Below are 25458 nucleotides of genomic sequence, written 5' to 3' on the forward strand. Positions count from 1 at the left end.
GCAGACCTCCGCATCAGCCAGTGCGCTGCCTGTTCCCTGTTCCCTGTTCCCTGTTGCCTGTTGCCTGTTGCCTGTTGCCTGTTGCCTGCTGCCCGCTGCGTCGCCGTCGGATGTTCTGTGGTCGGTCGCCCTACCTCGCGGGTGCCCGATGGACTCCGGACGCACAGGAGCCCGGTCGGCAGTGCCGACCGGGCTCCTTCACGTCGCCCTGCTCCTTCCCGTTGACGCTGTCGCGTCGAGCAGGCCGTCGTGGTCCTGGACGTCAGTCCGTGCAGCTGGTCCGAGGATCAGCGGTAGGTGACGAAGACATGCGGCGCGCCCCAGATGGAGCGCTCGACGACCCGCTGCTGTGAGCCGGAGGCGTCGATGATCTTCCCGTTGCCCGCATAGATGCCCATGTGGCCGTAGTCGTTACCCGTGAAGGCCACGAGGTCACCGGGCTGTGCCTGGGACTGCGAGATGATCCTGCCGCCGAAGGTGTAGCCCTTGGCGGTCTTGCGCGGCATCGAGTTGCCGGCCTGGTTGTACGCGTAGTACACCAGGCCCGAGCAGTCGAGACCGGTCGAGGGCGAGGAACCGCCCCACGTGTAGCCGACCCCGACCTGACTGCGGGCCGCATTGACGATGGCCTGCCCGTTGATCGAGTTCCCGGTGCTCGGTCCGCGGTCGTCATCTCGGCTGGGAGCGCTGTTGGAGATGCGCACCGAGCTGTAGACGGCGTTCCAGGTGTTGTGCCCGACGACGGTGTCCACGCGGATGCCGGCGGCGGACTGCAGGGAGCGGACCGCGGAGGCGGTCGCCGGGCCGAAGGAGCCGTCGACCGCGATCGAGGCGCCCCGGGCGTTGAGCTGCGACTGGAGGGTCTTCACGGCGCCGCCGCGACTTCCCTGACGCAGCTTCGGCTGCGACGACGACGACGAGGAGTCCGAGGACGAGGATCCGCCGCTGAGGGAGTTCCAGGTCACCGGCCCGACGACGCCGTCGACGTTGATGCTGGCCGACGACTGCTGAGCCTTGACGGCGCGCAGGGTGGAGGAGCCGAAGGATCCGTCGACCCGGAGCGAGGCGCCATGGGAGTTCAGCTGGCTCTGCAGGTGCTTCACGGCATCGCCGCGAGCCCCGAGACGCAGCTTGACGCTCGAATAGTTGGACTGGGTGGGGGCTGCGGGCGCGACGGCCGGTGCAGCGGCGCGCACAGTGCCCTGGGGTGCCGCGGGGGCGGCGGGCTGCGCGGTCGCAGTGGCGGTGCCCGTGATGGCGGCGGTGGCCGAGACGGCGCCGATCACGGCGACACCTCCCACGCCTCGACCGACCGGAGCAGCAAGCCCCCGGTAGTCGATCACGGCACGGCCGGCTGCCCGGTGCGTACCTCGAGTTGCGGTGCGGAACATCTGCAGCGATCACTTTCTCCGGCGCCTCGTGGAATTCTCGCGCGCTGCGCGCGTGAGAAACCTGCGCCCGTCACCCAGGGAAGCGAGGAAGGGACCGGGCCGGTGACGGGAAGGCGGCGACTCGGTCGGTGCCCAGCTCGAGGCAGCACCACAGGTCACTGTATGTGCAGGGAGTTTCCAGCCCACAGGTGGCTTTACTCAGGAAGTCCGACGTTTTTACCAAGATTTTGTAAGAAATCTGGAACCCTCGACGTGTTGTCCACACAATTCGGACATCACTGTGATAGTTACACCAATGTAATTCAGGAGCCCGTTCTCGCCCTCTCGGTGTGCCGGACGGCGGGCGCCGACTGTTCCCAGGCGCGGCTCCGGCGAGAGCAGCCCGGACGTGAACGGCTCCGAGGCGAAGGGCCCGGAGGCGAGCAGCTCAGGGGTGAGGGCCTCGGCTGTGAACGGCCCAGAGGCGAATGGCTCGGATGGCCCGGAGGCTCATGATCCGCGGGAGGCCGGGCCCGGGGTGGATGGAGGCGCGAATGACTCAGGGCCGCGATGCTGTTGCCAGCATCGCGGCCCTGAGAACCGGTCGGGGTGACAGGATTTGAACCTGCGACCTCCTCGTCCCGAACGAGGCGCGCTACCAAGCTGCGCCACACCCCGGTGATGCGCTGCCGAAGCGGTGCATCGAAGAGAAACTTTAGCAGGGGTTCTGCAGTGTCAGGAACCCGTGCTCGCCTCGCGGGCGCGCAACGTGAGCAAGGTCGCCTCGGGTGGGGTGAACAGCCGATAGTTCGAGTAGGGGCTGGCGCCCATGCCGGCGCTCACATGGAGCGGCACGTCCTGCCAGGTGGACAGGCCTCGTGCTTGCTGCCGGGGCAGATCGCAGTTGGTCACCAGCGCGCCGAACCCCGGCAGGCGGAGCTGCCCGCCATGGGTGTGGCCGGCCAGGAGGAGGTCGGAGCCATCGGCAGTCAGGGCGTCCAGCACCCGGCGATAGGGCGCATGGGCGACTCCCAGTCGCAGTACGTGGCCGTGAGCAGGGTCCGAGGGGGCCGGATCCGCCGGAGCCGGCATCTCGTCGCGCTCGAGGTGCGGGTCGTCGACACCGGCCAGACGCACCTCGAGCCCGCCGAGCTCGATCACAGCGCGGGAGTTGGTGAGGTCCTTCCACCCGTGAGCGGTCAGCCGACGCGCGAGCTCCTCCGTGGGGAGGGTGAAATCCCGCGGTGCGGTCATGCCGTCCGGGCGAGGATCCGGGAGGAGGTAGCGGGCAGGGTTCTTCGGGGCGGGCTCGAACATGTCGTTGGAGCCCATCACGAAGGCGCCCGGGCGCCGCAGCAGCGGATCCAGAGCCTCGGCGAGCACGGGGATCGCTGCTGCCGAGGCGATGTTGTCCCCGGTGTCGATGACCAGGTGCGGGTTGAGCGCCCCGAGGTACTCCAGGAAGGCGATCTTGCGCTCCTGGTCCGGCACCAGGTGGATGTCGCTGATGTGGAGCACGCGGATGGTCCGGGTGCCCGGCGGGAGGATCCGCAGCGTGAGCTCACGCAGCGTGTACCGGTGGATCTCGACGTGGCGTGCCCAGATATGCGCCGCCGCGCCGACTCCGAGTCCCGCGAGGCCCACCGAACCTGCGGCCGTGAGAAGCGGCCGCATCTCAGCCCTTACCGGTGGACTGCCGGATGACCACGGTCTCCCCCTCGGGCAGCGAGCTGCCAGCGGCGGGATCCGTGCCGATCACGTACCACTTGCCGACCGTGCTGGAAGGCTCGTTGCGCACCTCCGGCACATACCCGGCGGCTTCGATCGCGGACTTGGCCTCGGAGAGGTACTTGCCGGACACGCTGGGCACCTTGCCCTTCTCCACGGACCCGTTCGCCTGGGTCTTGGTCGCAGGCGGAGCGGCGGGGAACGGCTTGCTCGGCAGTCCCTCGTGCGCCTTCGTCATGTACTCCTGCCAGGTGGGCAGGGAGACGGTGTTGCCCCAGACGTGGCCGCTGCGGAGCATGGTGTCGTCGACGGTGAAGCCGCCGGGACGCTTGTCGCCCTGGGGGTGGCCGAACCACACGGCGGTGGACATCTGACGGGTGAAGCCGACGTACCACGTGTGGTACTGCTTGTTCGAGGTGCCCGTCTTGCCGCCGGCCGGATGGCCCGGGATGATCTTGCCCTTACCGGTGGCCTTGGGGTCCTCGAGGTCCTGCTGGAGGGTCCAGGCCATGGTGTCGGCGACCTTCTTGTCGACCACCTGATGGCACTCGGATCCGGAGATCCCCATCGCCTCGCCGTTGCGGTCCGTCACCTCGGTGATGGACTGCGGCTTGCAGTAGGTGCCGCCGGCGGCCCAGGTCGCGTAGGCGCCCGCCATGTCGAGGGCGGAGACCTGGAGCTGGCCGAGGACCACCGCGGAGGGGGCCAGGGTCTGGCCGTACATATCGGCGATGTCCATGTCCCAGGTGGTGCTGTCGTACGGGTTGTACTTGCCCGGGATGGCGCCGATATCGCGCGCCCCGTCGGCGATGTCGCACAGATCGATCTGGCGGGCCATGTTCGCGTAGGCGGTGTTGATGGAGAACTTGGTGCCGTTCAGGACGGTCTCCATCGGCGCGATCTGCACCGAGACCGCGTTGTCGGGGTTGTATCCCGGCTGCTCACGCCAGGCCCCCCGGGGCAGGCAATGCGCCGGGAAGCTCGGCATCGACTCCCGCTTCGTGCTGACCTTGTCCTGGATGCTGCGGCCGCTCTTGAGCCATTCCTGGAGCACGAAGGGCTTGAACGTCGAGCCGACGGGGAATCCGTTCGACCCGCCGAGGGCCTGCGGCACGTTGTAGTTGATCGCCGTCTCGCCGGGCTTGGCGTCCTGGTACGGATTAAACGTGCGGTTCTCCGCCATGGTGAGGATCTTGCCGGTGCCCGGCTCGACGGTGACGATCGAGAGACCGAAGCCGTTCTCGGAGTCGCCGGGGACCTTGCGCTGGAGGATGTCCTTGGCCGTGGCCTGCTTCTCCGGGTCCAGGGTGGTCTTGATCGTGAGCCCGCCGCCGTAGAGCAGCTTGCGGCGCTCCTCGTAGGTCGGGGCGAACTCCGGGTCGTTCAGCAGCGAGCGGGTGACGTAATCGCAGAAGAAGCCGCCGTCACCGGCGTCGGCGCATCCGGCCCGCAGATTCTGGATCTTGAGCATGTCCTCGACGGGCTGGGCGGTGTACTTGTCGTACTCCTCGTCGGTGATGTACCCCTCGCGCTTCATATCGCCGAGCACCTCGTTGCGGCGCTTCTCGCCGGCTTCCGGGTGGCTGACCGGGTCGTACTGGTTCGGGCCGTTGGTGATCCCGGCCAGGAGCGCCGCCTCACCGGGGTTGAGGTCCTTCGCGTTCTTCGAGAAGTAGTGCCGCGAACCGGTCTCGACGCCGTACTGCGAGGGGCCGAACTGGGCGACGTTGAGGTAGGCGTTGAGGATCTCGTCCTTGCTCCACCGCTTCTCCAGCGAGATCGCCAGCTTCGCCTCTTTCGCCTTGCGGCTGTACGTCTGCGCTGTCGCCTCGTTGATCCCTTCCTGGTCGCCCTTCTGGACGGCGTCCATGAGCAGAGCGTTCTTCACATACTGCTGGGTGAGCGTGGAGCCACCCTGGGTCGCGCCGCCGCTCGCGTTGGAGGCGAAGGCGCGGATCATGCCCTTGGCGTCCACGCCGCCGTGCTCGTAGAAGCGGCGGTCCTCGACCGCGATCACCGCGTGCTGCATGTACGGGGAGATCTCCTCGAGCGGCACCATGATGCGGTTCTCGGTGTAGAAGGTCGCCAGCAGGGAGCCGTCCGAGGCCTCGATGCGGCTGGCCTCGTTCAACGGCTCGACCTCGAGCTCGGTCGGATACGACTCGAACAGCGCGACGCCATCTTCGGCGACCTTCGAGGAGGCGGAGACCGCCGGCAGGAAGAACGCGGCCAGGAGCACCCCGGCCAGAGCGGAGACGGCGAGCATCCCCAGCAGCAGGTAGATGGTCTGCGCCAGGGCGACGGGGAGGGAGCGTCCGGAACCGGAGCTGGACGGAGTACTGGCCATGCTCCAACAGTACGGCGAGGACACCCGCGAGGCCACGAGACGTGCCCAAGCTCAGGAAATCTTCACGAACTCGGTGCACGTCCGAGACGTGCGGGGACGGCGAGATCGCGCGGCAGCGGTGCCGCAGGGGTGCGGGGTCGCTGTGCCGTGGAGTCTCAGTGCCGTGGGGTCGCGGGATCGCAGAGTCGCGGTGACGTGGGGTCGCAGAGTCGCGGTGCCGTGGGACGGCCGGGGTGACACGCCGATCCATTCCACGAGAACGTCCCGCTGGTGGCACGGTTCAGTGGAATCGGTGACCGGGGGGACGCCCGGTTGCCGGGACGGGGGAAGGAGATGGGCGTCGGGGCCGGAAGTTGGGTGCTGAGTGCTGAGTGCTGGGTGCTGGGTGCTGGGTGCCGTGTGTTGGGTGCTGGGTGCCGGGAAGCGTTGGCGGGGGCGAGGCGCTGGACAGCTGGGGTGACACGCCGATCCATTCCACGAGAACGTCCCGCTGGTGGCACGGATCAGTGGAATCGGTGACCGGGCGCGAGCCTGGGGCCGATGCGGGGCCGATGCGGGGCCGATGCGGGGTCGACGTGAGGCCGAGACGGGGCCGAGAGAGAGGCTGACAGAGTGGCCGATACAGGAGCTGGCAGTGGGGCCGACGGGGTCCGGATATCGGGCGTGATTATCACGCGAAGGTCACGCGATGGCCTCAAATTTTGCACTGTGGCGTGCGTCTCCATACAGTGGTCAGAGAAAACGGGTCAACGAGGATTCCGAAAGAGGATGCACATGACGATCGGGGCCATTCCCATCACCGAGGATTCGAGCTGGGCGACGCGCGGAGCGTGCGTGACCATGGATCCGGACGGCTTCTTCGTGCAGGGCGCGGAGCAACATGCAGTGAAGACGGCGTGCGGAGCATGCCCGGTGAGGACTGAATGTCTCGCCGATGCTCTGGACAACCGCGTGGACTTCGGGGTGTGGGGCGGGATGACGGAGCGAGAGCGGCGTCGGCTGCTGCGCCGGAACCCTGACGTCAGCGACTGGTCCTCCGTGCTGCGCCGCGCGACGCAGGAGGCCGTGGGCAGTTGAAGGGTCCCGGGCGTTCGGGAGCACGTCGGGCGGCTGACGGCCCGCCGGGCGGCCGATGACCTGCCGGGTGGCTGACGGCCCGCCGGGCGGCCGATGACCTGCCGGGTGGCTGACGGCCGCCGGGTAGCCGATGCTTTGCCGGGTGGCTGACGATTCCGGACGCGGTCGGTGGCTCGGGACGCGGCTGACGGTTCTGGACGGGGCGCGCGCCCCGACCCCTCCGTCGTCGCGTCCGGCCGGTAGGCTCGCCCCATGAGCACCATGACCCGCTGGGAGTACCTGACCGTTCCGCTGCTGATCCACGCGACCAAGCAGATCCTCGACAACTACGGCGAGGAGGGGTGGGAGCTGGTCCAGGTCGTCCCCGGACCCAACCCCGAGAATCTCGTCGCGTACCTCAAGCGTCCCCTCTCTGCGGGTTGAGCCGATGAGCACCCCAGCACAGGGCCCAGGAACGCGGGTCCGGGCACGGCTCGACGAGCTGGGTCTGAGCCTGCCCGCCGTCGCGGCTCCCGTCGCCGCCTACGTCCCGGCGGTCGCGAGCGGGAACCAGGTCCACACCTCCGGACAGCTGCCGTTCATCGACGGCGCACTCCCCGAGACCGGCAAGGTCGGGGCGGAGGTCACCCCAGAGCGCGCTGTCGAGCTCGCCGCGACCAGCTGCCTCAACGCACTCGCCGCGATCGAGGACCTGATCGGCGATCTCGACCGCGTGGTGCGGATCGTGAAGCTCACCGGCTATGTGGCCTCCGACCCGTCGTTCACAGCGCAGCCCGCCGTGATCAACGGCGCCAGCGAGCTGCTCGGCGAGATCTTCGCGGACGCCGGTCGGCATGCGCGCAGCGCGGTCGGGGTCGCCGTGCTCCCGCTGGATTCTCCGGTCGAACTGGATCTGCTGGTGGAGCTGGACGGCCCTGCCGCGCCGGACTCCGCCCCCGCGGTCTGAGCGCGCCATGGCGGATGCATCCGAAGACCTGCCGCAGCGGGACCCGGAGGTCGGCGCCGTCGAGCTGATCGCGGTCCGGGCCGGGAACCCCGGCCCGATGACGCTCACCGGGACCGTCAGCTACATCCTGCGCGACCAGGACCAGGTCTGGGTGATCGATCCCGGCCCCAAGGACCCGGAGCACCTCGCGGATCTGCTGGTGGCCTGCGGTGCGCAGGCGCGGCCGATGGGGGTCCTCGTGACCCACCGTCACCTCGACCACACCGCCGGCGCCGCGACCCTGGCCCGTCAGCTGTCCGCGCGCAGCGGGCGGGACGTGCCCCTGTGGGCCGCGGACCGGACCGCTCTGCCCGGCTCCCGCCCCCTGCCCTCGACCCTCGAGGGCGACCAGGGAACGGTCGGGCACATCATCCACCTCCCCGGCCACACGGATGACTCCGTCGCCGTGCTCGTCGACGGCGGCCGCCTGCTCAGCGGTGACACGCTGCTGGGTGGCTCCTCGACCGTTATCGTGCCGGACGACGGCGGGAACCTGGCCGAGTACCTGCAGTCGCTCTCGATCCTGCGGGCGATGGCGCTGGACGGGCGGATCGGCTCGATCCATCCCGGCCACGGCCCGGCCTACGAGGACCCCCTCGCCGCGCTCGAGGCGATCGAGACCGCCCTCGCGCACCGCTACGAACGGATCGACCAGGTGCGTCGTGCCCGCACCGCAGGGGTGCTCACGCTGGAGCGCCTGCTGCGATCGGTCTACGGGTCGGATCTCCCCGAGTCCCTGCAGAAGGCCGCCCGCTGGAATCTCCGGGCGACGCTCGACTACCTCGCCGAGGCGGGCTGAGACAGGAAGGTGCGCCGGGCCAGGAAGGTGCGCTGAGACAGGAAGGTGCGCCGGGCCAGGGTGGCGCGCTGGGCCAGGACTGCCGACGCGGCGGCCATGCACGACTCCGCCTGGCGTGCAGCTGGAACCCCGGCACGGCCCGGACGGCTCCCCAAGAACGTCGAATCCCCCGTTTCGCCACCATCACGGTGCGAAACGGGGGATTCGACGTGCGTGTCGGATCGTGTGCGCCCGACAGGTGCCGATCAGCGGGCGCGGCGGCGCAGTCGCTCGACGTCGGAGATGAGGACGGCGCGGGCCTCGAGGCGGATCCAGCCGCGCGAGGCGAAGTCCGCGAGTGCCTTGTTGACCGTCTCGCGGGAGGCGCCGACCAGCTGGGCGAGCTCCTCCTGGGTGAGGCCGTGGGCGACCATCACGCCGTCGTCGGTCTGGCGACCGAAGCGCTGCGCGAGGTCGAGGACGTTCTTGGCCACGCGACCGGGGACGTCGGCGAAGACGAGGTCGGCGAGCGACTCGTTCGTCTTGCGCAGGCGCCGCGCGAGCGAGGCGAGCAGGTGACGGCCGACCTCGGGACGCTGCGCGAGGACCCGGTACAGGTCCTGCTGCGACAGCGAGTAGAGCGTCGACTCGGCGACCACGGTCGCGGTCGCGTTGCGCGGTGCGGGATCGAAGAGCGACAGCTCGCCGAGGGTCTCGCCCGGGCCGAGGACTGCGAGCAGGTTCTCGCGGCCGTCGCCGGAGGCGTGACCGACCTTGACCTTGCCCGAGCCGATGATGAAGAGCCGATCGCCGGGATCACCCTCGCGGAAGATGATCGCGCTGCGGTGATAGTCCTCCTGCTTCATCGACGCCAGCACGGCCTGCTTGCCGTCCTCGTCGAGTGCAGCGAACAGCGGCGATGACCGTACGATGTTCTCGTCCACGGAACCTCCTGATGGTGGGGCCCCGACTGCCGGGACCGTACTGTGCTTCCCTGTGACCGATGCCACTAACTTCGGTGGTGGCTGTCACATGATGGACAAACACTATCGCGCCGAAGCCCCTGTTATGTGTCACACGCTGGATGAGGAGCATTTCGCATGGTGCAGAGCAGCGCTCGACCGGGTGCCGCCAGCCGCCCCGTCGGACCGGCCGACGCTGGCATCGTCGCCTCGCGGCTCCGCGATCTCCACCTCGACGCCCGCACCGAGCTCGACCATTCCGACGCCTTCGAACTGCTGGTCGCAACGGTGCTGTCCGCCCAGACCACCGATGTGCGCGTCAACCAGGTGACCCCTGCACTCTTCGCCGCCTGGCCCGATCCGGAAGCGCTCGCCGGGGCGGCCGATGCTGATGTGACCGAGATCGTGCGTCCGCTCGGTATGGGAGCGACCCGGGCGCGTCGGATCATCGGCCTCGCGCAGCGCCTGGTCACCGAGCACGGCGGCGAGGTGCCCGACTCTCAGACCGCCCTGGAAGCACTGCCCGGGGTGGGTCGCAAGACGGCCCATGTGCTGCGGGGCGCGTGGTTCGGCCACTCCCTGCTCGCCGTCGACACGCATGTGGGTCGACTCTCGCGCCGGCTGGGATGGACCGAGCAGACCGACCCGCGCAAGGTCGAGGCCGACGTCGTCGGCCGGGTCGCCGCCGACGGAACCGGCAGCCCCGACGAGGACCTCGCGGTCCTCGGCCTGCGGCTCATCCTCCACGGGCGGCGCGTCTGCACCGCCCGGGCGCCGGACTGCGGCAGCTGCGTGCTCGTGGACGTGTGTCCGCGCATCGGGCTGACCCAGCAGGCAGGTGTCGCATGACCGCACTCCGTCCCGGAGGCGGGCGCTCCGCCGCGCTGCCGGGCTTCCTCCTCCCGCTCGCCGAGCGGGCCCGCCGCGGCGAGGTGCTCGTGCGGCGCGACGCCGACCCCCGCGATCCACCGGTCGACGGTGCGCCGGCGCGGCGCAGCGCCGTGCTGATCCATATCGCCGGCACCGGGCTGGACGACGCGCAGGTGGTGCTCGAGGAGCGCGGCCATGCCCTGCGCTCGCAGCCCGCCCAGTTCTCCCTCCCCGGAGGCGGAGCCGACCCCGGCGACCGGGACGATGTGCACACGGCCCTGCGCGAGGCTCAGGAGGAGACCGGCCTGGTCCCTCAGGATGTCGAGGTGATCGGGGCATTCGCCCCGATCCCGATGCCGTGGCGCGCGCAGCGGGTCACGCCCGTCCTGAGCTGGTCCCCGTCGGTTCCCGAGCTCGGGGTGCAGGACCCGATCGAGGTGGAACGTGTGGTGTGGGCGCCGCTGACCGGAGCGGGGTCCCTCGCCGACCCCGCCCACCGATGGCGCGGGCTGCTGCACGGTCAGGGCGTCGGCCCCGTGTTCGACCTCCCCGGGGATGCTTTCGTCTGGGGATTCACCGCGATGATCCTCGAGCAGATGCTGGTGGGCCTCGGCCTGGATCCGGTGCCGCCGGGCGCCGCGACTCGCGAGATACCGCCCGAGCGGCGGCGCTGAGTGCCCAGCCGACGGCGCTGAGCGGCCGTCCGACGGCGCTGAGTGCTCTCCAGAGGGACGCTGAGGGCTCGCGCGGACGCTGCTGAGCCCTCGCCCGGGCGATCGGGCGGCGACGCCCGTGGCCACGGTCACGAACTCGGGAAAGGCGCTCGCCCCGAGCGGTGCCGCGCACGCTAGACTGGATTGTTGCCGGACGGTCTCCGGCACGCCCGGGGAACGTACGGATTCCGTCGGATCCCCAGCGGATCCGTGATCGCCCGGGCACCTGAACCAGCAGACCGACATCAGCAGACAAGGAATGGGATCCACGTGCCACGCGGCAAGGTGAAGTTCTACGACGCCGAGAAGGGTTTCGGCTTCATCCTCGATGACGAGGATGGTCAGAGCGTGTACGTGCACGCCTCGAACCTCCCCGAGGGAGCCACTGCGCTCCGTCCCGGGGCCAGGGTCGAGTTCGATATGGTCGATGGCCGTCGTGGCCCGCAGGTGCTGTCGCTGCAGCTGATGGAGCCCGCTCCGTCGGTCAGCCGTGCGCGCCGGCTCAAGCCCGACGAGATGGCGGGGATGGTCGAAGACCTCATCCGTCTGCTGGACGATGCATCCAACGGCCTCCGCCAGGGCCGCTACCCCGATCGCGGGCACTCGCAGAAGATCTCCACCGTGCTCCGCGCCGTCGCCGATAATTTCGAGGCCTGAACATATGACCCAGCCGACCACCGCCCCCCGTCGCCCCCGCACCGTCCGGCCCCGGCTGGACGCGGTGGCGGCTGCTGCCGTCGAGCTCGCGCGCGAGGCGCTGCTCGAGGTCACCGAGCCCGGCCAGGTCGGCGAGCACCTGCGTGCCGAGGCCAGCGGGGACCGCATCGTCACGCATGTCTTCGAGTGCACGATGCCCGGATACCGCGGATGGTCCTGGGTCGTGGTGGTCACCCGTGCGGCGCGCGCCAAGGCCGCCACGGTGGCGGAGACCGCGCTGCTCCCGGGCGAGGACGCGATCCTGGCTCCCGAGTGGGAGCCCTGGTCGGAGCGTCTGAAGCCCGAGGACATCGGCGCCGACGACCTGCTCCCGTACCGCGACGAGGACCCGCGGCTCGAGCAGGGCTACGAGGCCACCGACGAGGAGGACGCCGACGCGGTCGCGCTGTGGGAGCTCGGCCTGGGCCGCCCGCGCGTGCTGTCCCCGCAGGGGCGCGCCGAGGCCGCTGAGCGATGGATCGATGGCGACTTCGGCCCGCGGGAGACCTCGGGCCGGGGCCGACGCGGAACCATCTCGGCGAACTGCTCCAGCTGCGGGTTCCTCTCGAAGCTCTCCGGCTCGCTGCGCGGCAAGTTCGGGGTGTGCACCAACGAGTGGTCCCCGGCCGACGGCAAGGTCGTGCACCTGGGCTTCGGCTGCGGGTCGCACTCCGAGACCGGCCAGGAGGAGGCCGACCGCGAGATCCCGCGCGCCGGCGGCGTCGTGGTCGATGAGCTCGATGTCGAGCTCCAGACGAGCGCCTCCGACGAAGCCTCGGAGGCGACGACGGACGCCGCGCCGAATGCGGCGCCGGACGCAGCATCCGAGGATGCTGCCGAGAAGCCTGTCGACGCTGTCGTGACCGTCGGGCCCGCGACGGGCGAGGCCACGCCGGAGGAGCCTGCGACGGATGCCCCGGCGACCGATGTGCCTGCGACGGACGCTCCGGCGACCGCCGCCCCCGTGACCGACGCGTCCGCTGCAGAGGTGCCCGAGGCGGATTCCGCCGAGGACGTGCAGGCCGCGACGCCCGAGGTCCAGCAGGCCGCGGCGGAAGCTCCCGCTGCGAACGCTGCTCCGGCGGCAGACGACGTTCCAGCGGCGGACGCTGCTCCGGCGGCAGACGACGTTCCAGCGGCGGACGCTGCTCCGGAGGGTGACGCCGACGCGCCGGCGCAGTCGACGGGCGACACCGATGCCTCGGGTGTAGCAGGCGATGCCCCGGCTGCCTCCGAGGATGGGGACGCGGCTCCGACCGAGGCCTGAGCTCGGCGTGAGTTCGAGGTGAGCTCAGAGGCGAGCGGGCCTCAGCGCTGCGAGACCGCCAGGCGGGCGAGCAGGGCCTCGATAGCGAGCAGCGGGGGAACATTCCCGCTGATGCGTGCCCTCGTCTCCTGCACCGCCTCGAGCAGCCCGAGCGTGGTCTTCGCCGAGCCGCCGCCCGCGGATCGTTCGATCTCGTCGGCGACCTCCACGTTCACCAGCTCGCTGCCGCTGCCGAGCTGACGGCTCAGCACGTCGCGCAGCACCGAATGGACGTCGAGCAGATAGCGGTCCAGCACGTCACGCACGAGGCGGGTCTGGCGTCGCTTGGCGTCCTCCTCGAGCTGTCGCACCTGGGAGCGCAGCGAGGGCGGGACCTTGCCGTCGTCGATGCCGGCGGAGCGCAGGAAGCGCTCCTTCTCCTCCACGGCGACCGTGTCGGCATGGGCCTTCGCCTCCGCCGTGGCGCGGTCCACGAGCGCCTGGGCCGCGAGCACGGCCTCACCCGCCCCGCGCAGTCCCAGCAGCGTGCGGGCCGACTCCTCACGGGCGGCGAGGGCGCCCTCCTGGGTGGCGTAGCGCAGCGCGAGGCCGATGTGCCCCTGCGCGGCGCGTGCGGAGCGCATCGCGAGGTTCTCGTCCACGCCGTCCCGTCGCCGCAGCAGCTCGGCGACGACGTCGGAGGGCGGCACCGAGAGGGCCACCAGACGGCACCGGGACTTGATGGTGGGGGCGAGATCCTCGGCCGACGGGGCGCAGAGCATCCACACGGTCGAGGGGGGAGGCTCCTCGATGGACTTCAGCAGCACGTTGAAGGTGCCTGCGCTCATGCGGTCGGCGTCCTCGACGATCAGCACCCGGTACCGCCCCGTCGCCGGGGCGCGCTGGGCGGTCATCACCAGCCCGCGCACCTCCTCCTTCGCGATGGAGAGCTTGTCGGTCGCGACCACGGTGACGTCCGGATGGGTGTTCGCCAGCACCGTCCGGCAGCTGCGGCAGTGCCCGCAGCCGGTGCCCGTCTCGCACTGCAGGGTCGCCGCGAAGGCGCGTGCCGCCGTGGACCGGCCGGAGCCCGGCGGCCCGGTGATCAGCCAGGCCTGCGCGAGGGAGCCCTGCGGGGAGGCGGCCCGACGGAACTGGGCGACCGCGGCGTCCTGACCGACGACGTCGGCCCATACCCCGGGCGCGGTTCCCCCGGGAGCTGCGTGGCCGGCTACGGCGGGATCAGCGGCCGTCGGAGCGTTCCCGGACATCCCGTTCGTGCTGGGGGCGGTCACATCTCGTCCCGGTGCTTCGTGGGCGGTGCCGGCTCGAAGGTCGGGTCGAAGATGCCCAGCACCCCGTTGACGGCCTCGAGCACCTGGGCGTGGACCTGTTCGCGCGGCAGGGTGCCGTCGATGACGGCGAAGCGCTCGGGATCGGCGGCGGCGAGGTCCAGGAACTCCTGGCGCACCGTGGCATGGAAGTCCTGGCCCGCCTTCTCCAGACGATCGTGGTCCGCGGAGACCCGGCGCTCGTCGAGGGCATCGGTGGGCACATCCAGCAGGATCGTGCGGTGGGGGAGGAGCCCGTCGGCCGCCCACAGGGAGAGCGATCCGATCTCGTCGGGCTCGAGGGAGCGACCTGCTCCCTGATAGGCGATCGACGAATCGAGATAGCGGTCGCCGAGCACCAGGCCGCCGCGCGCCAGATGGGGCCGCACGAGTGTGGCGATGTGGTGGGCGCGGTCCGCGGCGTACAGCAGGGCCTCGGCGCGGGGGTCGACGTGCTCGCCGTGCAGCAGGAGCTCACGGATGCTCGCGCCGAGCTCGGTGCCGCCGGGCTCGCGGGTGGTGAGGATCAGGTCCTCGGCGACGAAGCGCTCTGTGACGAGGTGGTCCCGCAGCATCTGCATCTGCGTGGTCTTGCCGGCGGCCTCGCCGCCCTCGAAGGAGATGAATACTCCCCGCTTGGGCGGATGCGGCGCCGGGATGCGCAGGCCGCGGGACATGTCGAGGAGGCTCATGGGTGCGCCTCCGAGGGGTAGGCCACGCCGAGCTCGGCGCGTACGGCATCCATCGTCTCCATGACACTGAGGGTATCGGCCCAGCTCATCAGCGGCGACTCGAGATCCCCGGCGGAGATCCGACGGGCGGCCTCCGCGATCTCGTACGCCATGCCGTCACCGGGCTCGCCGGGATGGGAGAACGTCGCGGAGCGGCCGTCGTGCAGGGACACCGTGAGGGTCCCCGGGGCGAAGAAGGCCCCGGAGAGCCGGGCCGACCCTGCGGTGCCGCTGACCACGCCCTCGGTCGGGGTGCGGGCGAGCAGGGTGGAGGAGAGCCGGGCGCGACCGCCCTCGGACCCTGTCGCGAGCAGGCCGAAGTAGGCATCGACCGCGGTATCCGTGAGGTCACCGCGCACGGCGAGGCCGGAGAGATCGCCCAGCACCATCTGCGCGAAGGAGATCGGGTACACGCCGAGGTCGAGCAGTGCGCCGCCCCCGAGATCAGGGTTGTACATGCGATGGGACGGATCAGCAGGGAAGGTCTGCCCGTGATCCGCCGCGACCTCGATGACGTCGCCGAGAACGCCGGAGGCGATCACCTGGCGCAGCACGTCGTACTGGGGCAGGAAGCGTGCCCACATCGCCTCCATGGCGAACACGCCGCGCTCACCGGCGAGGCCCAGCAGGTCACGGGCCTGGCCGGCGTTGAGCGTGAAGGCCTTCTCGACGAGCACCGGGATGCCGGCCTCGAGGACGGGACGGGTCAGCTCATGATGCTGCGCGTGCGGGGAGGCGACGTAGACGGCGTCGAGCCCGCCCGCGGCGAGCATTTCCTCGACCGCGTCGAAGGCGCTCTCGATGCCGTGCTTCGCGGCGAAGTCCTCGGCCCGCTGCTGGGAGCGGGAGACGACGGAGACCACGCGGGAGGCCGTCGCGCGGTGCGCCGTCGCCGTGAACTGGTCACCGATGTGCCCCGGGGAGATCACGCCCCAGCGCAGACCGGGGGCGCCGGCCGGATCGGGAACGGTGGAGGCAGGAAGGGCCAGGGTGGGCGCTGCGTCGCTGCCTCGGGATGCGTCGGACTCGCTCATGGGACCAATCTACCCAGCGACCCCGACACCGCGGAGGTGTCGGGGTCGCTGTGGAGAGACGTCCGCCGTCGGCGCAATCGGTCGATCAGCCCTTGACTTCCGGCTGGTCTCCTCTCCCTCGTTCCTCGCGATACGTCGATCAGCCCTTGACAGAGCCTGCTGTCATGCCGCGCACCAGGAACCGCTGGAGCCCGAAGAAGACGAGCATCGGGATCACCATGGAGACGAAGGCGCCGGCGGTCAGGAGCTCGGCGCCCTGCCCCTGGGTGCCCAGCATCTGCTGCAGGCTCACGATGACCGTCTTGTTGTCGCCGCCGCCCAGGAACAGCTTGGCGATGAGCAGGTCGTTCCACACCCACAGGAACTGCAGGGTGGCGAAGGCCGCGATCGCCGGCGAGGACATCGGCGCCACCAGCCGCCAGAACGTCTGGAAGTGCGAGGCACCGTCGATCTTCGCGCTCTCCACGACCGAGGTCGGGAGGGTCGCCATGTAGTTGCGCAGCGTGTAGACCGCCAGCGGCATCCCGAAGCCGGTGTGCAGCATCCACACCGCCACGAACTGTCCGTTGATCCCGAGCCCGCGCGGCCCGAGCAGATCCAGCATCGGCTGGAAGGACACCTGGATCGGCACCACCATCACCGCGACGATCGCGATGAACAGGAAGTCCTTGCCACGGAACTCGATGAACGTGAACGCATACGCCGCGAAGGCGGCGAACATGATCGGCAGCACCGTGGCCGGCACGGCGACCACGATCGAGTTGATCAACGAGCCGGAGATCGAGGGATCCCCGAGCACCGTCGCGTAGTTGTCGAAGGTCCAGCCGCCCTCCCAGAGGCTGCTCCACCAGCCCGTCGAGGCGGCGGCCTCCCGCGAACGGAAGCTCGTCACGAGCAGACCGAGCGTGGGGATCGTCCACAGCAGTGCCAGGAGCGGCATGGTGATGGTCGCGACGAGCGAGCGCTTGCGCCCGTCCTTCATGGTCCCGTTCATCGGTTCGCCTCCTGGTCCCTGAAGCTCTTGACCTGGTAGATCAGTATCGGGATCACCAGGAGGAGGAGCACGACGACGACGGCCGAGGCCTGACCGGCCTGCTGATCGGTGAACAGCTTGCGGAAGAAGAGGTTCGCGATCACGTCGGAGTTGTACAGGCCGTTGGTGGTGACGTAGATGATGTCGAAGACCTTCAGCACCAGGATCAGCACCGTGATCAGCACGGCGATGAGCGTGGTCCTCACCTGCGGGAAGATGATCTGCCAGAAGATCCGGATCTCGCTGGCGCCGTCCATCCGGCCCGCCTCGACGGTGTCCTCGGGGACGCCCTTGATCGCGGAGCTCAGCAGCACCATCGCGAAGCCCGTCTGCAGCCAGATGAGGATCACCATGAGCGCGAGCGAGTTCAGCCGCGCGGTGTCGATCTGGTACCAGGGCTGCGGATCCCCGCCGAGGGCGGTGACGATCGCGTTGAGCAGGCCGGTCTGTGCTTCACCGGGCGAGTTGTAGGCATAAACCAGCCCCCAGATCGTCGCCGCACCCACGAAGCTGATCGCCATCGGCAGGAAGATGAACGACTTCGCCGTCTTCTCCCCGGTGGGGGAGAGCTTGTCTGCGAGGACCGCGACCGCCAGGCCGAACGCCACGGTGACGACCGGGACGATGAGGATCCACAGGAAGTTGTTCAGCAGGGAGGACCAGAAGGCGCCGCTGCTGAAGATCGCCCGGTAGTTGTCCAGCCCCACCCAGGCCGTCGAATCATCGTTCGCGAACGAGTAGATGATCGTCTGGACCGTCGGATAGAGCAGGAACACTGCGATGAGGCTGAATCCCGGCAGCAGGAAGGCGTACGGGATGAGCCCCTCGGCGAACCTCGACGGGAAGCCCTCGATGCACAGGTTCAGGAAGTAGAAGAACAGCAGCGAGCCGCCGATGCCGATGACCAGCCCGAGGACCCCGACGAGGATCCCCGAGTTCGCGAACCACTGCGGGTAGTACGCGAAGGCGAGGAAGGCGTTGCACACGAACCAGGCCGTGACGGCCATGCCGACCGCACCGATGATCACCCGCGCCGGACGGGCCGGAGAGCTCTTGCGCTCGTTCCGCTCCAGAGGCGCTGCACCGTCGGACCCATGACGAGTGGGGGCCGTGGTGGTCACTTCGGCCACCCGGCCTCGATCTCGTCGCAGACCTCCTGAGAGGTCTTCGTGCCCTGCAGCCACTGGACCATGCCCGTCCAGAAGGATCCGCCGCCCACGGCCGTCGGCATGAGGTCCGAGCCGTCGTAACGGAACACCGCCGCCCCTGACGCGATCTCGGCGACCTGCCGGGTGATCGAGTCGGAGTACAGGGACTGGTCGAAGGTGCGATGCGGGCTCAGCCAGCCACCGGCCGCCGCCCATTCGCCGCCGAAGGCATCCGAGGTCAGGAACTCCATGACCTTCACGGTGTCGTCGTTGAGGGTGAACAGCGAGGCGAGGTCGCCGCCGCCGAGGATCGGCTGGCCGTCGAAGCCGCCCTCCCAGGTGGGCATCGCGTACACACCGACCTCGTCGTCCATGTTCGCCTGGATGTCCTCGGGGAAGAAGCCGGTGACGAAGTTGCCCTGGCGCACGAGCATCGCCTTGGTCGGATCCTCGAACAGGGGAAGGGGCGCCTCGGAGAAGGGGGTGTTGATGATCGCGTCGGTCCCGCCCAGCACGTTGCCCTTGCCCTTGAGGAGCTCGCCAACGATGTCGAAGACCTCGACGACCTCCTTGGCGTTGAAGGGGATGCGGTGCTTGGTCCAGTCGTCGTAGACGACCGGACCGTGCACACGGAGCATGAACTCCTCGATCCAGTCGGTGCCCACCCAGCCGGTCGCCTGGCCGTCGTCCCAGCCGTCGGACCACGGTGCGATGCCGTCGGCCTTGATCTTCTCCGTGATCGTCGTGAGCTCCTGCATGGTGGCAGGCTCCGCGGAGTAGCCGCCCTTCTCGTACGCCTTCTTCGGGTACCAGATGAGCGACTTGCAGGCCATGCGCATCGGGGCGCCGTAGACGCGACCCTCGAACCGTGCGGAGTCGAGGAAGCCGGGGATCAGGGTCGAATTCAGGGCGTCGTAGTCCAGGAACGCGTCGATCGGCGTGATCAGCCCCTTCCCGGCGAGGTCGAACATGCCGCCGGGCTGCGGGAACAGGGCGATGTCCGGTGCGTCGCCGGCTCCGGCGCGCTGCTGGATGGTGTTGGTGAAGTCCTTGTCGGGGGTGTAGTTGATGGTGATCTTCGCATCGGCCTCGAACTTCTCGAGGGAGGCCATGAAGGCTTCCTGCTCCTGGCCGCCGAAGGCCCCGAGGATGCTCACCGAGCCGTTTCCCGGGGTGTCGCCGGGCGTGTACTTCTCGCCCCCGCCACCACCACCGCCGCCGCTGGGGTCAGGGTTCTGCAGGCATCCGGTCATCCCCAGCGCCGCGGTGGCCGCGGCGCCGGTCATGATCGTGCGCCGGCTGAGACGTCGATCCATGATCACTCCTTCGTGAGTCAACAACGAGCTCTTGGTCACACTGTAGGCCGCTTCCGCAGGTGATCGCGCCATAGCGGCTCTGCGAACACGATTCTGAAGCCCCCTGTGACCACCTCGTGACCCGTGGTGAGCAGCTGTGACCGTGACGGGGACGATTCCTGACATTCCGGTCATGGCTGTCGGGCGGGAGAGGCGGACGACGGCACGGGCCGACGACGGCAGGGAGTGCGACATCCGGGCGGGCTGGGACCGGGCGAACGACGACGGCGCGGACGACGACAGGGGCACGGACCGCATGGTCCGTGCCCCTGGTTCTCGCAGGCTCGCAGTCGGAGCCCTCCGCTCGGACCCTGTGGCTCAGGGTCCGGGCGGCCTCACTTCTTCGCGGTGGTGCTCTTCGTCGTCGTCGTGGTCTTCGCGGTCGTGCTCTTCGCCGTCGTGGTCTTCGCGGTCGTGCTCTTCTTGGCGGGAGCCTTGCGCTTCGCGGCGGGCTTCTTCGCGGGACCCTTGGCCCGCTTCTCCGCGAGCTTCTCGATGGCGACCTTCTCGGTGATCTCCTCGACGCTCTCCGACGCGCGCAGCGAGACGTTCGTGGTGCCATCGGTGATGTAGGCACCGAAGCGGCCGTCCTTGATCACGATCGGCTTCTCGCTGGTGGGATCGGTGCCGAGCTCCTTGAGCGGCGGCTTCGCGGCGGCGCGACCCCGGGTCTTGGGCTGCGCGTAGAGCTTCTCCGCCTCCTCCATGGTGACGGTGAACAGCTGCTCCTCCGACTCCAGCGACCGCGAGTCCGTGCCCTTCTTGAGGTACGGGCCGTAGCGGCCGTTCTGCGCGGTGACCTCGGTGCCGTCCTCCGTGGTGCCGACCACCCGCGGGAGGCTCAGCAGCTTCAGGGCGTCCTCGAGGGTGATGGTCGAGAGCTCCATGGTCTTCAGCAGCGAGCCGGTGCGGGGCTTGGGCTGCTTGGCCTTGGCGACCTTCTTGCCGCCGGTCTCCTCCGGATCGGGCAGGATCTCGGTGACGTACGGACCGAAGCGGCCGTCCTTGGCGACGACCTCGTGGCCGGTCTCCGGATCGGTGCCCAGCACCTTGCCGTCGTCCTTGGCGCGCTCGAGCATCTCGGTGGCGAGCTCGACGGTCAGCTCGTCGGGGGCGACGTCATCGGAGACGGAGGACCGCTGCGGATCGGCGCCCTCGATGAGCTCGCCGTTCTCGTCCCGGGCGGCGCGCTCGACGTAGGCGCCGTAGCGGCCCACCCGCAGGGTGATGCCCTCGCCGATGGCAATGCTGTTGATCGCGCGGGCGTCGATGTCGCCCAGGTCGTCGACCATCGGCTTGAGGCCGATCGGACCGTCGGTGCCATCGGAGTGGTAGAAGTTCTTGAGGTACTCCGACCGGCTCAGCTCGCCCTGGGCCATACGGTCCAGCTGCTGCTCCATCTGCGCGGTGAAGGCGTAGTCGATGAACGCCCCGAAGTGCTCCTCGAGCAGGCGCACCACCGCAAAGGCCACCCAGCTGGGCACCAGGGCGGTGCCGCGGCGCAGCACATAGCCACGGTCCTGCACGGTGGCGACGGTGGAGGCGTAGGTCGAGGGACGGCCGATGCCGCGCTCCTCGAGGGCCCGCACCAGCGAGGCCTCGGTGTACCGCGGGGGAGGCGTGGTGGAGTGGCCGTCCGGGGTCAGCTCGCGGGTGTCGAGCTTCTGGCCCTCCTCCATCTGCGGCAGGCGCTTGTCGCCCTTGCCCTCGGCCTCGTCGGAGCCGTAGCGGCTCGCGTCGCGACCCTCCTCGTAGGCGGCGAGGAAGCCGCGGAAGGTGATCACGGTGCCGGCGGCGCGGAACGTCGCGGTGCGGTCCTTCTGCTCCAGCTGCAGCTCGACCGTCGAGGTGGTGCCCTTCGCGTCGGCCATCTGCGAGGCGACGGTGCGCTTCCAGATCAGCTCGTAGAGACGGAACTCGTCGCCCGAGAGGGAGCCGGACACGTCGGCCGGGGTGCGGAAGCGGTCGCCCGCGGGGCGGATCGCCTCGTGCGCCTCCTGGGCGCTCTGCGACTTGGTCTGGTAGTAGCGCGGCTTGTCCGGCACGTACTGGGAGCCGTAGAGCTCCGCGGCCTGGGCCCGGGACGCCTTGATGGCCTCGCCGGAGAGCGTCACCGAGTCGGTACGCATGTAGGTGATGTAGCCGTTCTCGTACAGCGACTGCGCGACCCGCATCGCCTGGCGGGCGCCGAGACGCAGCTTGCGCGAGGCCTCCTGCTGCAGCGAGGAGGTGGTGAACGGTGCCGCCGGGCGGCGGGTGTACGGCTTGGACTCGAGCGAGGAGACCGTGGCGGGGGCATCGGTCAGCGCCTCGATGAGGGTCCGCGTGGACTCCTCGGTGAGCACGGTCGCCGAGGCGGCCTTGGGCTTGAGGGTGCCATCGTCGGCGAAGTCGCTGCCGGAGGCGACACGGGCGCCGTCGACGGTCGCGATCTTCGCGGTGAACTGCTCGGACTGGGCCCCGAAGGTGCCGGTCACGTCCCAGTAGTCGGCGGCGACGAACGCCATGCGCTCGCGCTCCCGCTCGACCACGAGGCGCGTCGCGACGGACTGCACGCGACCGGCCGACAGGGACGGCTTGATCTTGCGCCACAGCACGGGCGAGAGCTCGAAGCCGACCAGGCGGTCCAGGATGCGACGGGTCTCCTGTGCGTCGACCAGATGGGAGTCGATCTCGCGGGTGTTCTCGAGCGCGGCGAGGATCGCGTCCTTCGTGATCTCGTGGAAGACCATGCGCTTGACGGGCAGGGACTTCTTGGGCTTGAGGGTCTCCAGGAGGTGCCAGGCGATCGCCTCGCCCTCCCGGTCCTCATCCGTGGCGAGGTAGAGGGTGTCGGCGTCCTTGAGGGCCTTCTTGAGGTCCGCGACGGTCTTCTTCTTGTCGGGGCTGACGATGTAGTACGGGTCGAACCCGCCGTCCACGTCGACCCCGAACTTGCCGTACGGGCCCTTCTTCATCTCCGCGGGAAGGTCGCGCGGCACCGGGATGTCACGAATGTGTCCCACCGATGCCTGAACGATGTAGTCGTCCCCCAGGTATCGGCTGATGGTCCGCGCCTTCGCAGGGGACTCGACGATCACCAGATGCCGTCCGCCAGTCACGTTGATATGTCCTTCCTCGCCGCGAGTCGTCGCGGCCCGTCCGCCGTGGCCGAATGCCGTGGTCCGGGATCAGCCGGACGCATCATCTGCGCTCGGCGATTGTTCACGGTACACGGTCGCCGGGGCTGCTCCTGTGTGATGTCGGCGTGCGCAGAACGAGCACCAGCGCCATCCAGGACGCCGTGCCACCCGCGATCAGAGAGGCCGTGGCGACGAAGGATGACGTCTGCTGCGCGGCGTCCTGAAGATCCAGGGGCAGGCCCAGGGTCGCCAGCTCGAACGCGCCGTAGACCACCCCCGCCAGCCCGGCCAGGCCCAGCAGCACGGCGACGACGCGGTCGGCGGCCCCGGTGCGCAGGTCCAGCAGGGTGGTGGACTCTGCGGTGGGACCCGTGACCCGGGACGCGTCGCGGCGCCGGCGCCCGCGCCCGGGGCGCGTCGCATCCCGCGCCAGCCGGTGCCGCGTGTGCAGGCCGTCGATCGCGAGGACCAGGACGGTCCAGCCGGCGACGATGACGATCGCCCCGACGACGTCGCTGGGCCGGTGCCAGCCCAGCACCAGGGTGCCGACGCCTGCGGCAGCGGTCCAGATCACTCCCAGCGGTGCCAGGAGAGCGCGGAGCCGGCCCGAGGCCAGCACGACGGCGATCATCGCGGTCGCTGCGAGGGTGGTGTGCCCGGAGGGGAACGAGTTCGGGGTGACCTCGATGCCCGGACCGAGCGCCTCGCGGGTGACGACCAGATGCTTGACCACCTGGGTGGTGATGTTCGCGCCGACCACCAGGAGAGCCAGCGGGACCAGCAGGGTGAGCCGACGCCGGATCAGCACCAGGACCAGCGCGAGGGCGAGCAGGCCCGCCATGACCGGCACGCTCACCGTCCCCACCGCGAGCTCTGCGTAGTGGGAGAGGCGGCCCTGGTGGTCCTGCGCACCGGAGAGGATCAGCTGGTCCAGGCGCTGTCCGCTCGCGGTGCCCACCGAGGTCCGGGCCAGCAGCACGGCGAGACCGGCGCAGATCGCCGCGCACAGCAGTGCCAGCAGCGGACGCGCGAGGGCGCCGGTGCGGCGGCGCCGGGTGCGAGCTCCGGGCTCCGGGGGAGGAGTCATGGCGTCGTCCTCCTGGGGTGGGGCCCCGTCATCCTCCGGGGGAGTGGTCCCGGCGCGATCGTCCGGCGCGTTCACAGCTGGACCATCCCGGTGCGGACGAGGTCGCGCACGACCGGGAGCACCTGGTCCCGTGCCTCGTCGGGGTCCGCATCGGTGAGGGCGCACACGGCGGCGAGCACCTGGGCGAGGGTGAGAGTCCCATCGAGGGCGCCGACGACCCCGGCGAGAACCTGGTCGGCCCGGACGGTGCGGGCGAAGCCCGCGCCCTGGACGAGCTCGATGAGCATCGGGTCCCATTGGCCGGGGGTGAGGTGACGGCGTTCGACGACGTCGTCGGCGCGGACCAGTCGGCGCGCGGCGAGGGAGTCGTCGTCCATCTCGTGCAGGACGTCGAGTGCGCGCAAGCTCTCGGCCAGGTGCACGCCGAGAGTCCCGGTCCCGGTGCCGGTGGCCTCCTCGGTGCGCAGCACACCCGGGCGCGGCGCTGTGCTGTGGGACCCCGGAGAGTCGGTGCCGGCGGTGTCCGAGACCGCAGCATCGGGGCCGGCCGGTCGGCGCAGCAGGAGGTAGCCGAAGCCGATGCCCTCGACGTCCCGTCCGGCGAAGTCGTCGAGCCAGGCTCCTTGGAGGTCCGACCAGCGGGGATCGCGGTCGGTGACGCCGCCGTCGCGGACCCAGGTCTCCGCGTACTGGGCGGGGTCCTCCTGCTCGCGCTGGATCACCCACGAGTCCACGCCGTCCGCCGAGGCGGCGGCGAGCCAGGCGCGGGGGTGCTCGTCCCAGTCGCCGCCGTGGGGGATCTCCCAGTTGCCGAGCATCACGGCGCTGCCGCCCGGTGCCAGGTGCACGGGCAGGCCGGTGAGCAGCTCGGCGAGCAGGGTGTCGCCGGCGCGGCCCCCGTCGCGGTAGGTCCAGGTCGTCCCGGGGGCTGCCGGCTCGTGTTCGTGTTCGTGTTCGTGTTCGTGCTCGTGCTCCGGCACTGCCGCCGCACGCCGCGGGGTGATCACGAAGGGCGGGTTGGAGACGATGAGGTCGAAGGTCTCTCCCGCCACGGGGTCCAGCAGGGAGCCCTGACGCAGCTCGAGGTCGACCTCGTTGAGGGCCGCGTTGAAGGCGGCGAAGGCGAGGGCGCGCTCGGAGAGGTCGGTCGCGACCACGTGCTCGGCGTGGCGGGAGGCGTGCAGCGCCTGGATGCCGCCGCCGCAGCCGAGATCCAGCACGCGGCCCACCGCGACTCGCGGCGTGATCCGCGCGAGCGTCAGCGAGGCGCCGCCGACCCCCAGCACATGCTCCGGGCCCAGGGCGCGGCCGGTGGCCAGCTCGGAGAGGTCCGAGGCGATCCACCAGGAGATCTCGCCGACGTCGTCGCTCGCGGAGTACGGCGCGAGATCGACCAGTGCGCGCAGCGGGCTGTCGCGGTCGTCGGGGTCGTCGGTCTCGTCGGTCTCGTCGGGCTCGCCGGCCTCGCGATCGTCCTCGCCCCGAGGGGCGGCGAGCGCCGCTGGGCCGACGAGCCCCAGCTGCAGCGCACCGTCCGCCCCGAGGGTGGGCAGGACCGCGCGGACGAGGGAGCAGGTGACGGCGTCTCCGAGGATGAACAGCCGGAACAGCACGGCGGCCGGATCCGACTGCGTGGCCAGTGCACGTCGCGCGGGGATGGGGTTCTCGCGGCGCAGCGCGGCGAGCGCGACAGGGCCCAGGAGGGACTCCGTGGCCGCGACGGTGTAACGGGCCGCACGGAGGTCGGCGCGCAGGGCGGCGACCTGGTCGGGCAGCGCCTGCGGGGGTGCGGTGGAGATGTCGGGGGACATGGCTACGATTGTGCCCCAGCCGCCTGCCTCCGGA

General features: G+C 70.1%; 21 protein-coding genes and 1 tRNA gene. 8 read left to right on the forward strand and 14 right to left on the reverse strand.

The window, feature by feature from the left end; all coding sequences use genetic code 11:
* Window positions 1-287 precede the first annotated feature (287 nt).
* From ABD093_RS01190 to ABD093_RS01205, 4 genes are all read right to left on the reverse strand, one after another.
* On the reverse strand, window positions 288-1286 hold the full coding sequence (locus tag ABD093_RS01190; RefSeq protein WP_319021620.1) for a C40 family peptidase: 999 nt from the start codon (window positions 1284-1286) through the stop codon (window positions 288-290).
* A gap of 688 nt (window positions 1287-1974) precedes the next feature.
* Window positions 1975-2048: transfer RNA gene (locus tag ABD093_RS01195), tRNA-Pro, on the reverse strand.
* 57 nt (window positions 2049-2105) lie between these two features.
* Entirely contained in the window at window positions 2106-3044 is a 939-nt protein-coding gene (locus ABD093_RS01200; protein ID WP_343922000.1) for a metallophosphoesterase, read from the reverse strand.
* Between the two features lies 1 nt (window position 3045).
* On the reverse strand, window positions 3046-5445 hold the full coding sequence (locus ABD093_RS01205) for a penicillin-binding protein (RefSeq protein ID WP_343922001.1): 2400 nt from the start codon (window positions 5443-5445) through the stop codon (window positions 3046-3048).
* Window positions 5446-6219: 774 nt separating this feature from the next.
* On the opposite strand from ABD093_RS01205, the gene ABD093_RS01210 reads away from it, so the two are divergent.
* From ABD093_RS01210 to ABD093_RS01225, 4 genes are all read left to right on the forward strand, one after another.
* Window positions 6220-6522 carry a WhiB family transcriptional regulator gene (locus ABD093_RS01210; RefSeq protein WP_193118240.1) on the forward strand — a complete coding sequence of 101 codons (303 nt, stop codon included), beginning with the start codon at window positions 6220-6222 and terminating at the stop codon, window positions 6520-6522.
* A 252-nt stretch (window positions 6523-6774) separates the two neighbouring features.
* On the forward strand, window positions 6775-6945 hold the full coding sequence (gene sp36 / locus ABD093_RS01215; RefSeq protein ID WP_264298765.1) for a Sp36 family protein: 171 nt from the start codon (window positions 6775-6777) through the stop codon (window positions 6943-6945).
* Window positions 6946-6949: 4 nt separating this feature from the next.
* Window positions 6950-7468, forward strand: a complete 519-nt coding sequence (locus ABD093_RS01220; RefSeq protein ID WP_193118239.1) for a RidA family protein — start codon at window positions 6950-6952, stop codon at window positions 7466-7468.
* Between the two features lie 7 nt (window positions 7469-7475).
* A complete protein-coding gene (locus ABD093_RS01225) occupies window positions 7476-8306 on the forward strand; it encodes an MBL fold metallo-hydrolase (protein WP_193118238.1) in 831 nt (276 codons plus the stop codon).
* A gap of 245 nt (window positions 8307-8551) precedes the next feature.
* On the opposite strand, the gene ABD093_RS01230 is transcribed toward ABD093_RS01225, so the two are convergent.
* Complete coding sequence (locus tag ABD093_RS01230) at window positions 8552-9229, reverse strand: Crp/Fnr family transcriptional regulator (protein WP_076808401.1); 678 nt, start codon at window positions 9227-9229, stop codon at window positions 8552-8554.
* Between the two features lie 156 nt (window positions 9230-9385).
* Between ABD093_RS01230 and ABD093_RS01235 the strand changes: the two genes are divergently transcribed.
* The 4 genes from ABD093_RS01235 to ABD093_RS01250 all read left to right on the forward strand — a co-directional run bounded on the left by ABD093_RS01235 (window position 9386) and on the right by ABD093_RS01250 (window position 12793).
* Window positions 9386-10096, forward strand: a complete 711-nt coding sequence (locus tag ABD093_RS01235; protein WP_343922002.1) for an endonuclease III domain-containing protein — start codon at window positions 9386-9388, stop codon at window positions 10094-10096.
* Window positions 10093-10791 (forward strand): NUDIX hydrolase, encoded by a 699-nt coding sequence (locus ABD093_RS01240; RefSeq protein ID WP_343922003.1) that lies wholly within the window; start codon window positions 10093-10095, stop codon window positions 10789-10791. The genes ABD093_RS01235 and ABD093_RS01240 overlap by 4 nt, the downstream gene beginning before the upstream one ends.
* Before the next feature lie 309 nt (window positions 10792-11100).
* The gene (locus tag ABD093_RS01245) at window positions 11101-11487 is read left to right on the forward strand and encodes a cold-shock protein (RefSeq protein ID WP_193118235.1); all 387 of its coding nucleotides are present in this window, start codon (window positions 11101-11103) and stop codon (window positions 11485-11487) included.
* 4 nt (window positions 11488-11491) lie between these two features.
* Complete coding sequence (locus ABD093_RS01250; RefSeq protein WP_343922004.1) at window positions 11492-12793, forward strand: DUF3027 domain-containing protein; 1302 nt, start codon at window positions 11492-11494, stop codon at window positions 12791-12793.
* A 41-nt stretch (window positions 12794-12834) separates the two neighbouring features.
* Here ABD093_RS01250 and ABD093_RS01255 read toward each other — a convergent pair whose 3' ends face one another.
* From ABD093_RS01255 to ABD093_RS01295, 9 genes are all read right to left on the reverse strand, one after another.
* On the reverse strand, window positions 12835-14043 hold the full coding sequence (locus ABD093_RS01255) for a DNA polymerase III subunit delta' (protein WP_377802394.1): 1209 nt from the start codon (window positions 14041-14043) through the stop codon (window positions 12835-12837).
* 20 nt (window positions 14044-14063) lie between these two features.
* The gene (tmk, locus tag ABD093_RS01260; protein ID WP_193118233.1) at window positions 14064-14795 is read right to left on the reverse strand and encodes a dTMP kinase; all 732 of its coding nucleotides are present in this window, start codon (window positions 14793-14795) and stop codon (window positions 14064-14066) included.
* Window positions 14792-15868, reverse strand: a complete 1077-nt coding sequence (locus ABD093_RS01265) for a Gfo/Idh/MocA family protein (RefSeq protein WP_343922006.1) — start codon at window positions 15866-15868, stop codon at window positions 14792-14794. Before ABD093_RS01265 ends, tmk begins: the two co-directional genes overlap by 4 nt.
* Window positions 15869-16007: 139 nt before the next feature.
* Window positions 16008-16862 carry a carbohydrate ABC transporter permease gene (locus ABD093_RS01270; RefSeq protein ID WP_193118231.1) on the reverse strand — a complete coding sequence of 285 codons (855 nt, stop codon included), beginning with the start codon at window positions 16860-16862 and terminating at the stop codon, window positions 16008-16010.
* Entirely contained in the window at window positions 16859-18022 is a 1164-nt protein-coding gene (locus tag ABD093_RS01275; RefSeq protein WP_319021618.1) for a carbohydrate ABC transporter permease, read from the reverse strand. The genes ABD093_RS01270 and ABD093_RS01275 overlap by 4 nt, the downstream gene beginning before the upstream one ends.
* Window positions 18019-19365, reverse strand: a complete 1347-nt coding sequence (locus ABD093_RS01280) for an ABC transporter substrate-binding protein (RefSeq protein WP_343922007.1) — start codon at window positions 19363-19365, stop codon at window positions 18019-18021. The genes ABD093_RS01275 and ABD093_RS01280 overlap by 4 nt, the downstream gene beginning before the upstream one ends.
* A gap of 374 nt (window positions 19366-19739) precedes the next feature.
* Window positions 19740-22505, reverse strand: coding sequence for a type I DNA topoisomerase (topA, locus tag ABD093_RS01285; protein ID WP_343922008.1), 2766 nt, complete (start codon window positions 22503-22505; stop codon window positions 19740-19742).
* A gap of 103 nt (window positions 22506-22608) precedes the next feature.
* Window positions 22609-23613: a phosphatase PAP2 family protein gene (locus ABD093_RS01290; RefSeq protein ID WP_193118228.1), complete on the reverse strand. Its 1005-nt coding sequence runs from the start codon at window positions 23611-23613 to the stop codon at window positions 22609-22611.
* A 71-nt stretch (window positions 23614-23684) separates the two neighbouring features.
* The gene (locus ABD093_RS01295; RefSeq protein ID WP_343922009.1) at window positions 23685-25424 is read right to left on the reverse strand and encodes a DUF7059 domain-containing protein; all 1740 of its coding nucleotides are present in this window, start codon (window positions 25422-25424) and stop codon (window positions 23685-23687) included.
* Between the last annotated feature and the right edge of the window lie 34 nt (window positions 25425-25458).

The organism is Brachybacterium tyrofermentans (assembly GCF_039526165.1).
Classification (GTDB): domain Bacteria; phylum Actinomycetota; class Actinomycetes; order Actinomycetales; family Dermabacteraceae; genus Brachybacterium; species Brachybacterium tyrofermentans.

Excerpts from the sequence above, each read along its gene's own strand:
- ABD093_RS01200 (WP_343922000.1), bottom strand. The coding sequence starts at position 3,044 with ATGCGGCCGCTTCTCACGGCCGCAGGTTCGGTGGGCCTCGCGGGACTC.
- ABD093_RS01205 (WP_343922001.1), bottom strand. The coding sequence starts at position 5,445 with ATGGCCAGTACTCCGTCCAGCTCCGGTTCCGGACGCTCCCTCCCCGTC.
- ABD093_RS01210 (WP_193118240.1), top strand. The coding sequence starts at position 6,220 with ATGACGATCGGGGCCATTCCCATCACCGAGGATTCGAGCTGGGCGACG.
- sp36 (WP_264298765.1), top strand. The coding sequence starts at position 6,775 with ATGAGCACCATGACCCGCTGGGAGTACCTGACCGTTCCGCTGCTGATC.
- ABD093_RS01220 (WP_193118239.1), top strand. The coding sequence starts at position 6,950 with ATGAGCACCCCAGCACAGGGCCCAGGAACGCGGGTCCGGGCACGGCTC.
- ABD093_RS01225 (WP_193118238.1), top strand. The coding sequence starts at position 7,476 with ATGGCGGATGCATCCGAAGACCTGCCGCAGCGGGACCCGGAGGTCGGC.
- ABD093_RS01235 (WP_343922002.1), top strand. The coding sequence starts at position 9,386 with ATGGTGCAGAGCAGCGCTCGACCGGGTGCCGCCAGCCGCCCCGTCGGA.
- ABD093_RS01240 (WP_343922003.1), top strand. The coding sequence starts at position 10,093 with ATGACCGCACTCCGTCCCGGAGGCGGGCGCTCCGCCGCGCTGCCGGGC.
- ABD093_RS01250 (WP_343922004.1), top strand. The coding sequence starts at position 11,492 with ATGACCCAGCCGACCACCGCCCCCCGTCGCCCCCGCACCGTCCGGCCC.
- ABD093_RS01255 (WP_377802394.1), bottom strand. The coding sequence starts at position 14,043 with ATGTCCGGGAACGCTCCGACGGCCGCTGATCCCGCCGTAGCCGGCCAC.
- tmk (WP_193118233.1), bottom strand. The coding sequence starts at position 14,795 with ATGAGCCTCCTCGACATGTCCCGCGGCCTGCGCATCCCGGCGCCGCAT.
- ABD093_RS01265 (WP_343922006.1), bottom strand. The coding sequence starts at position 15,868 with ATGAGCGAGTCCGACGCATCCCGAGGCAGCGACGCAGCGCCCACCCTG.
- ABD093_RS01270 (WP_193118231.1), bottom strand. The coding sequence starts at position 16,862 with ATGAACGGGACCATGAAGGACGGGCGCAAGCGCTCGCTCGTCGCGACC.
- ABD093_RS01280 (WP_343922007.1), bottom strand. The coding sequence starts at position 19,365 with ATGGATCGACGTCTCAGCCGGCGCACGATCATGACCGGCGCCGCGGCC.
- ABD093_RS01290 (WP_193118228.1), bottom strand. The coding sequence starts at position 23,613 with ATGACTCCTCCCCCGGAGCCCGGAGCTCGCACCCGGCGCCGCCGCACC.
- ABD093_RS01295 (WP_343922009.1), bottom strand. The coding sequence starts at position 25,424 with ATGTCCCCCGACATCTCCACCGCACCCCCGCAGGCGCTGCCCGACCAG.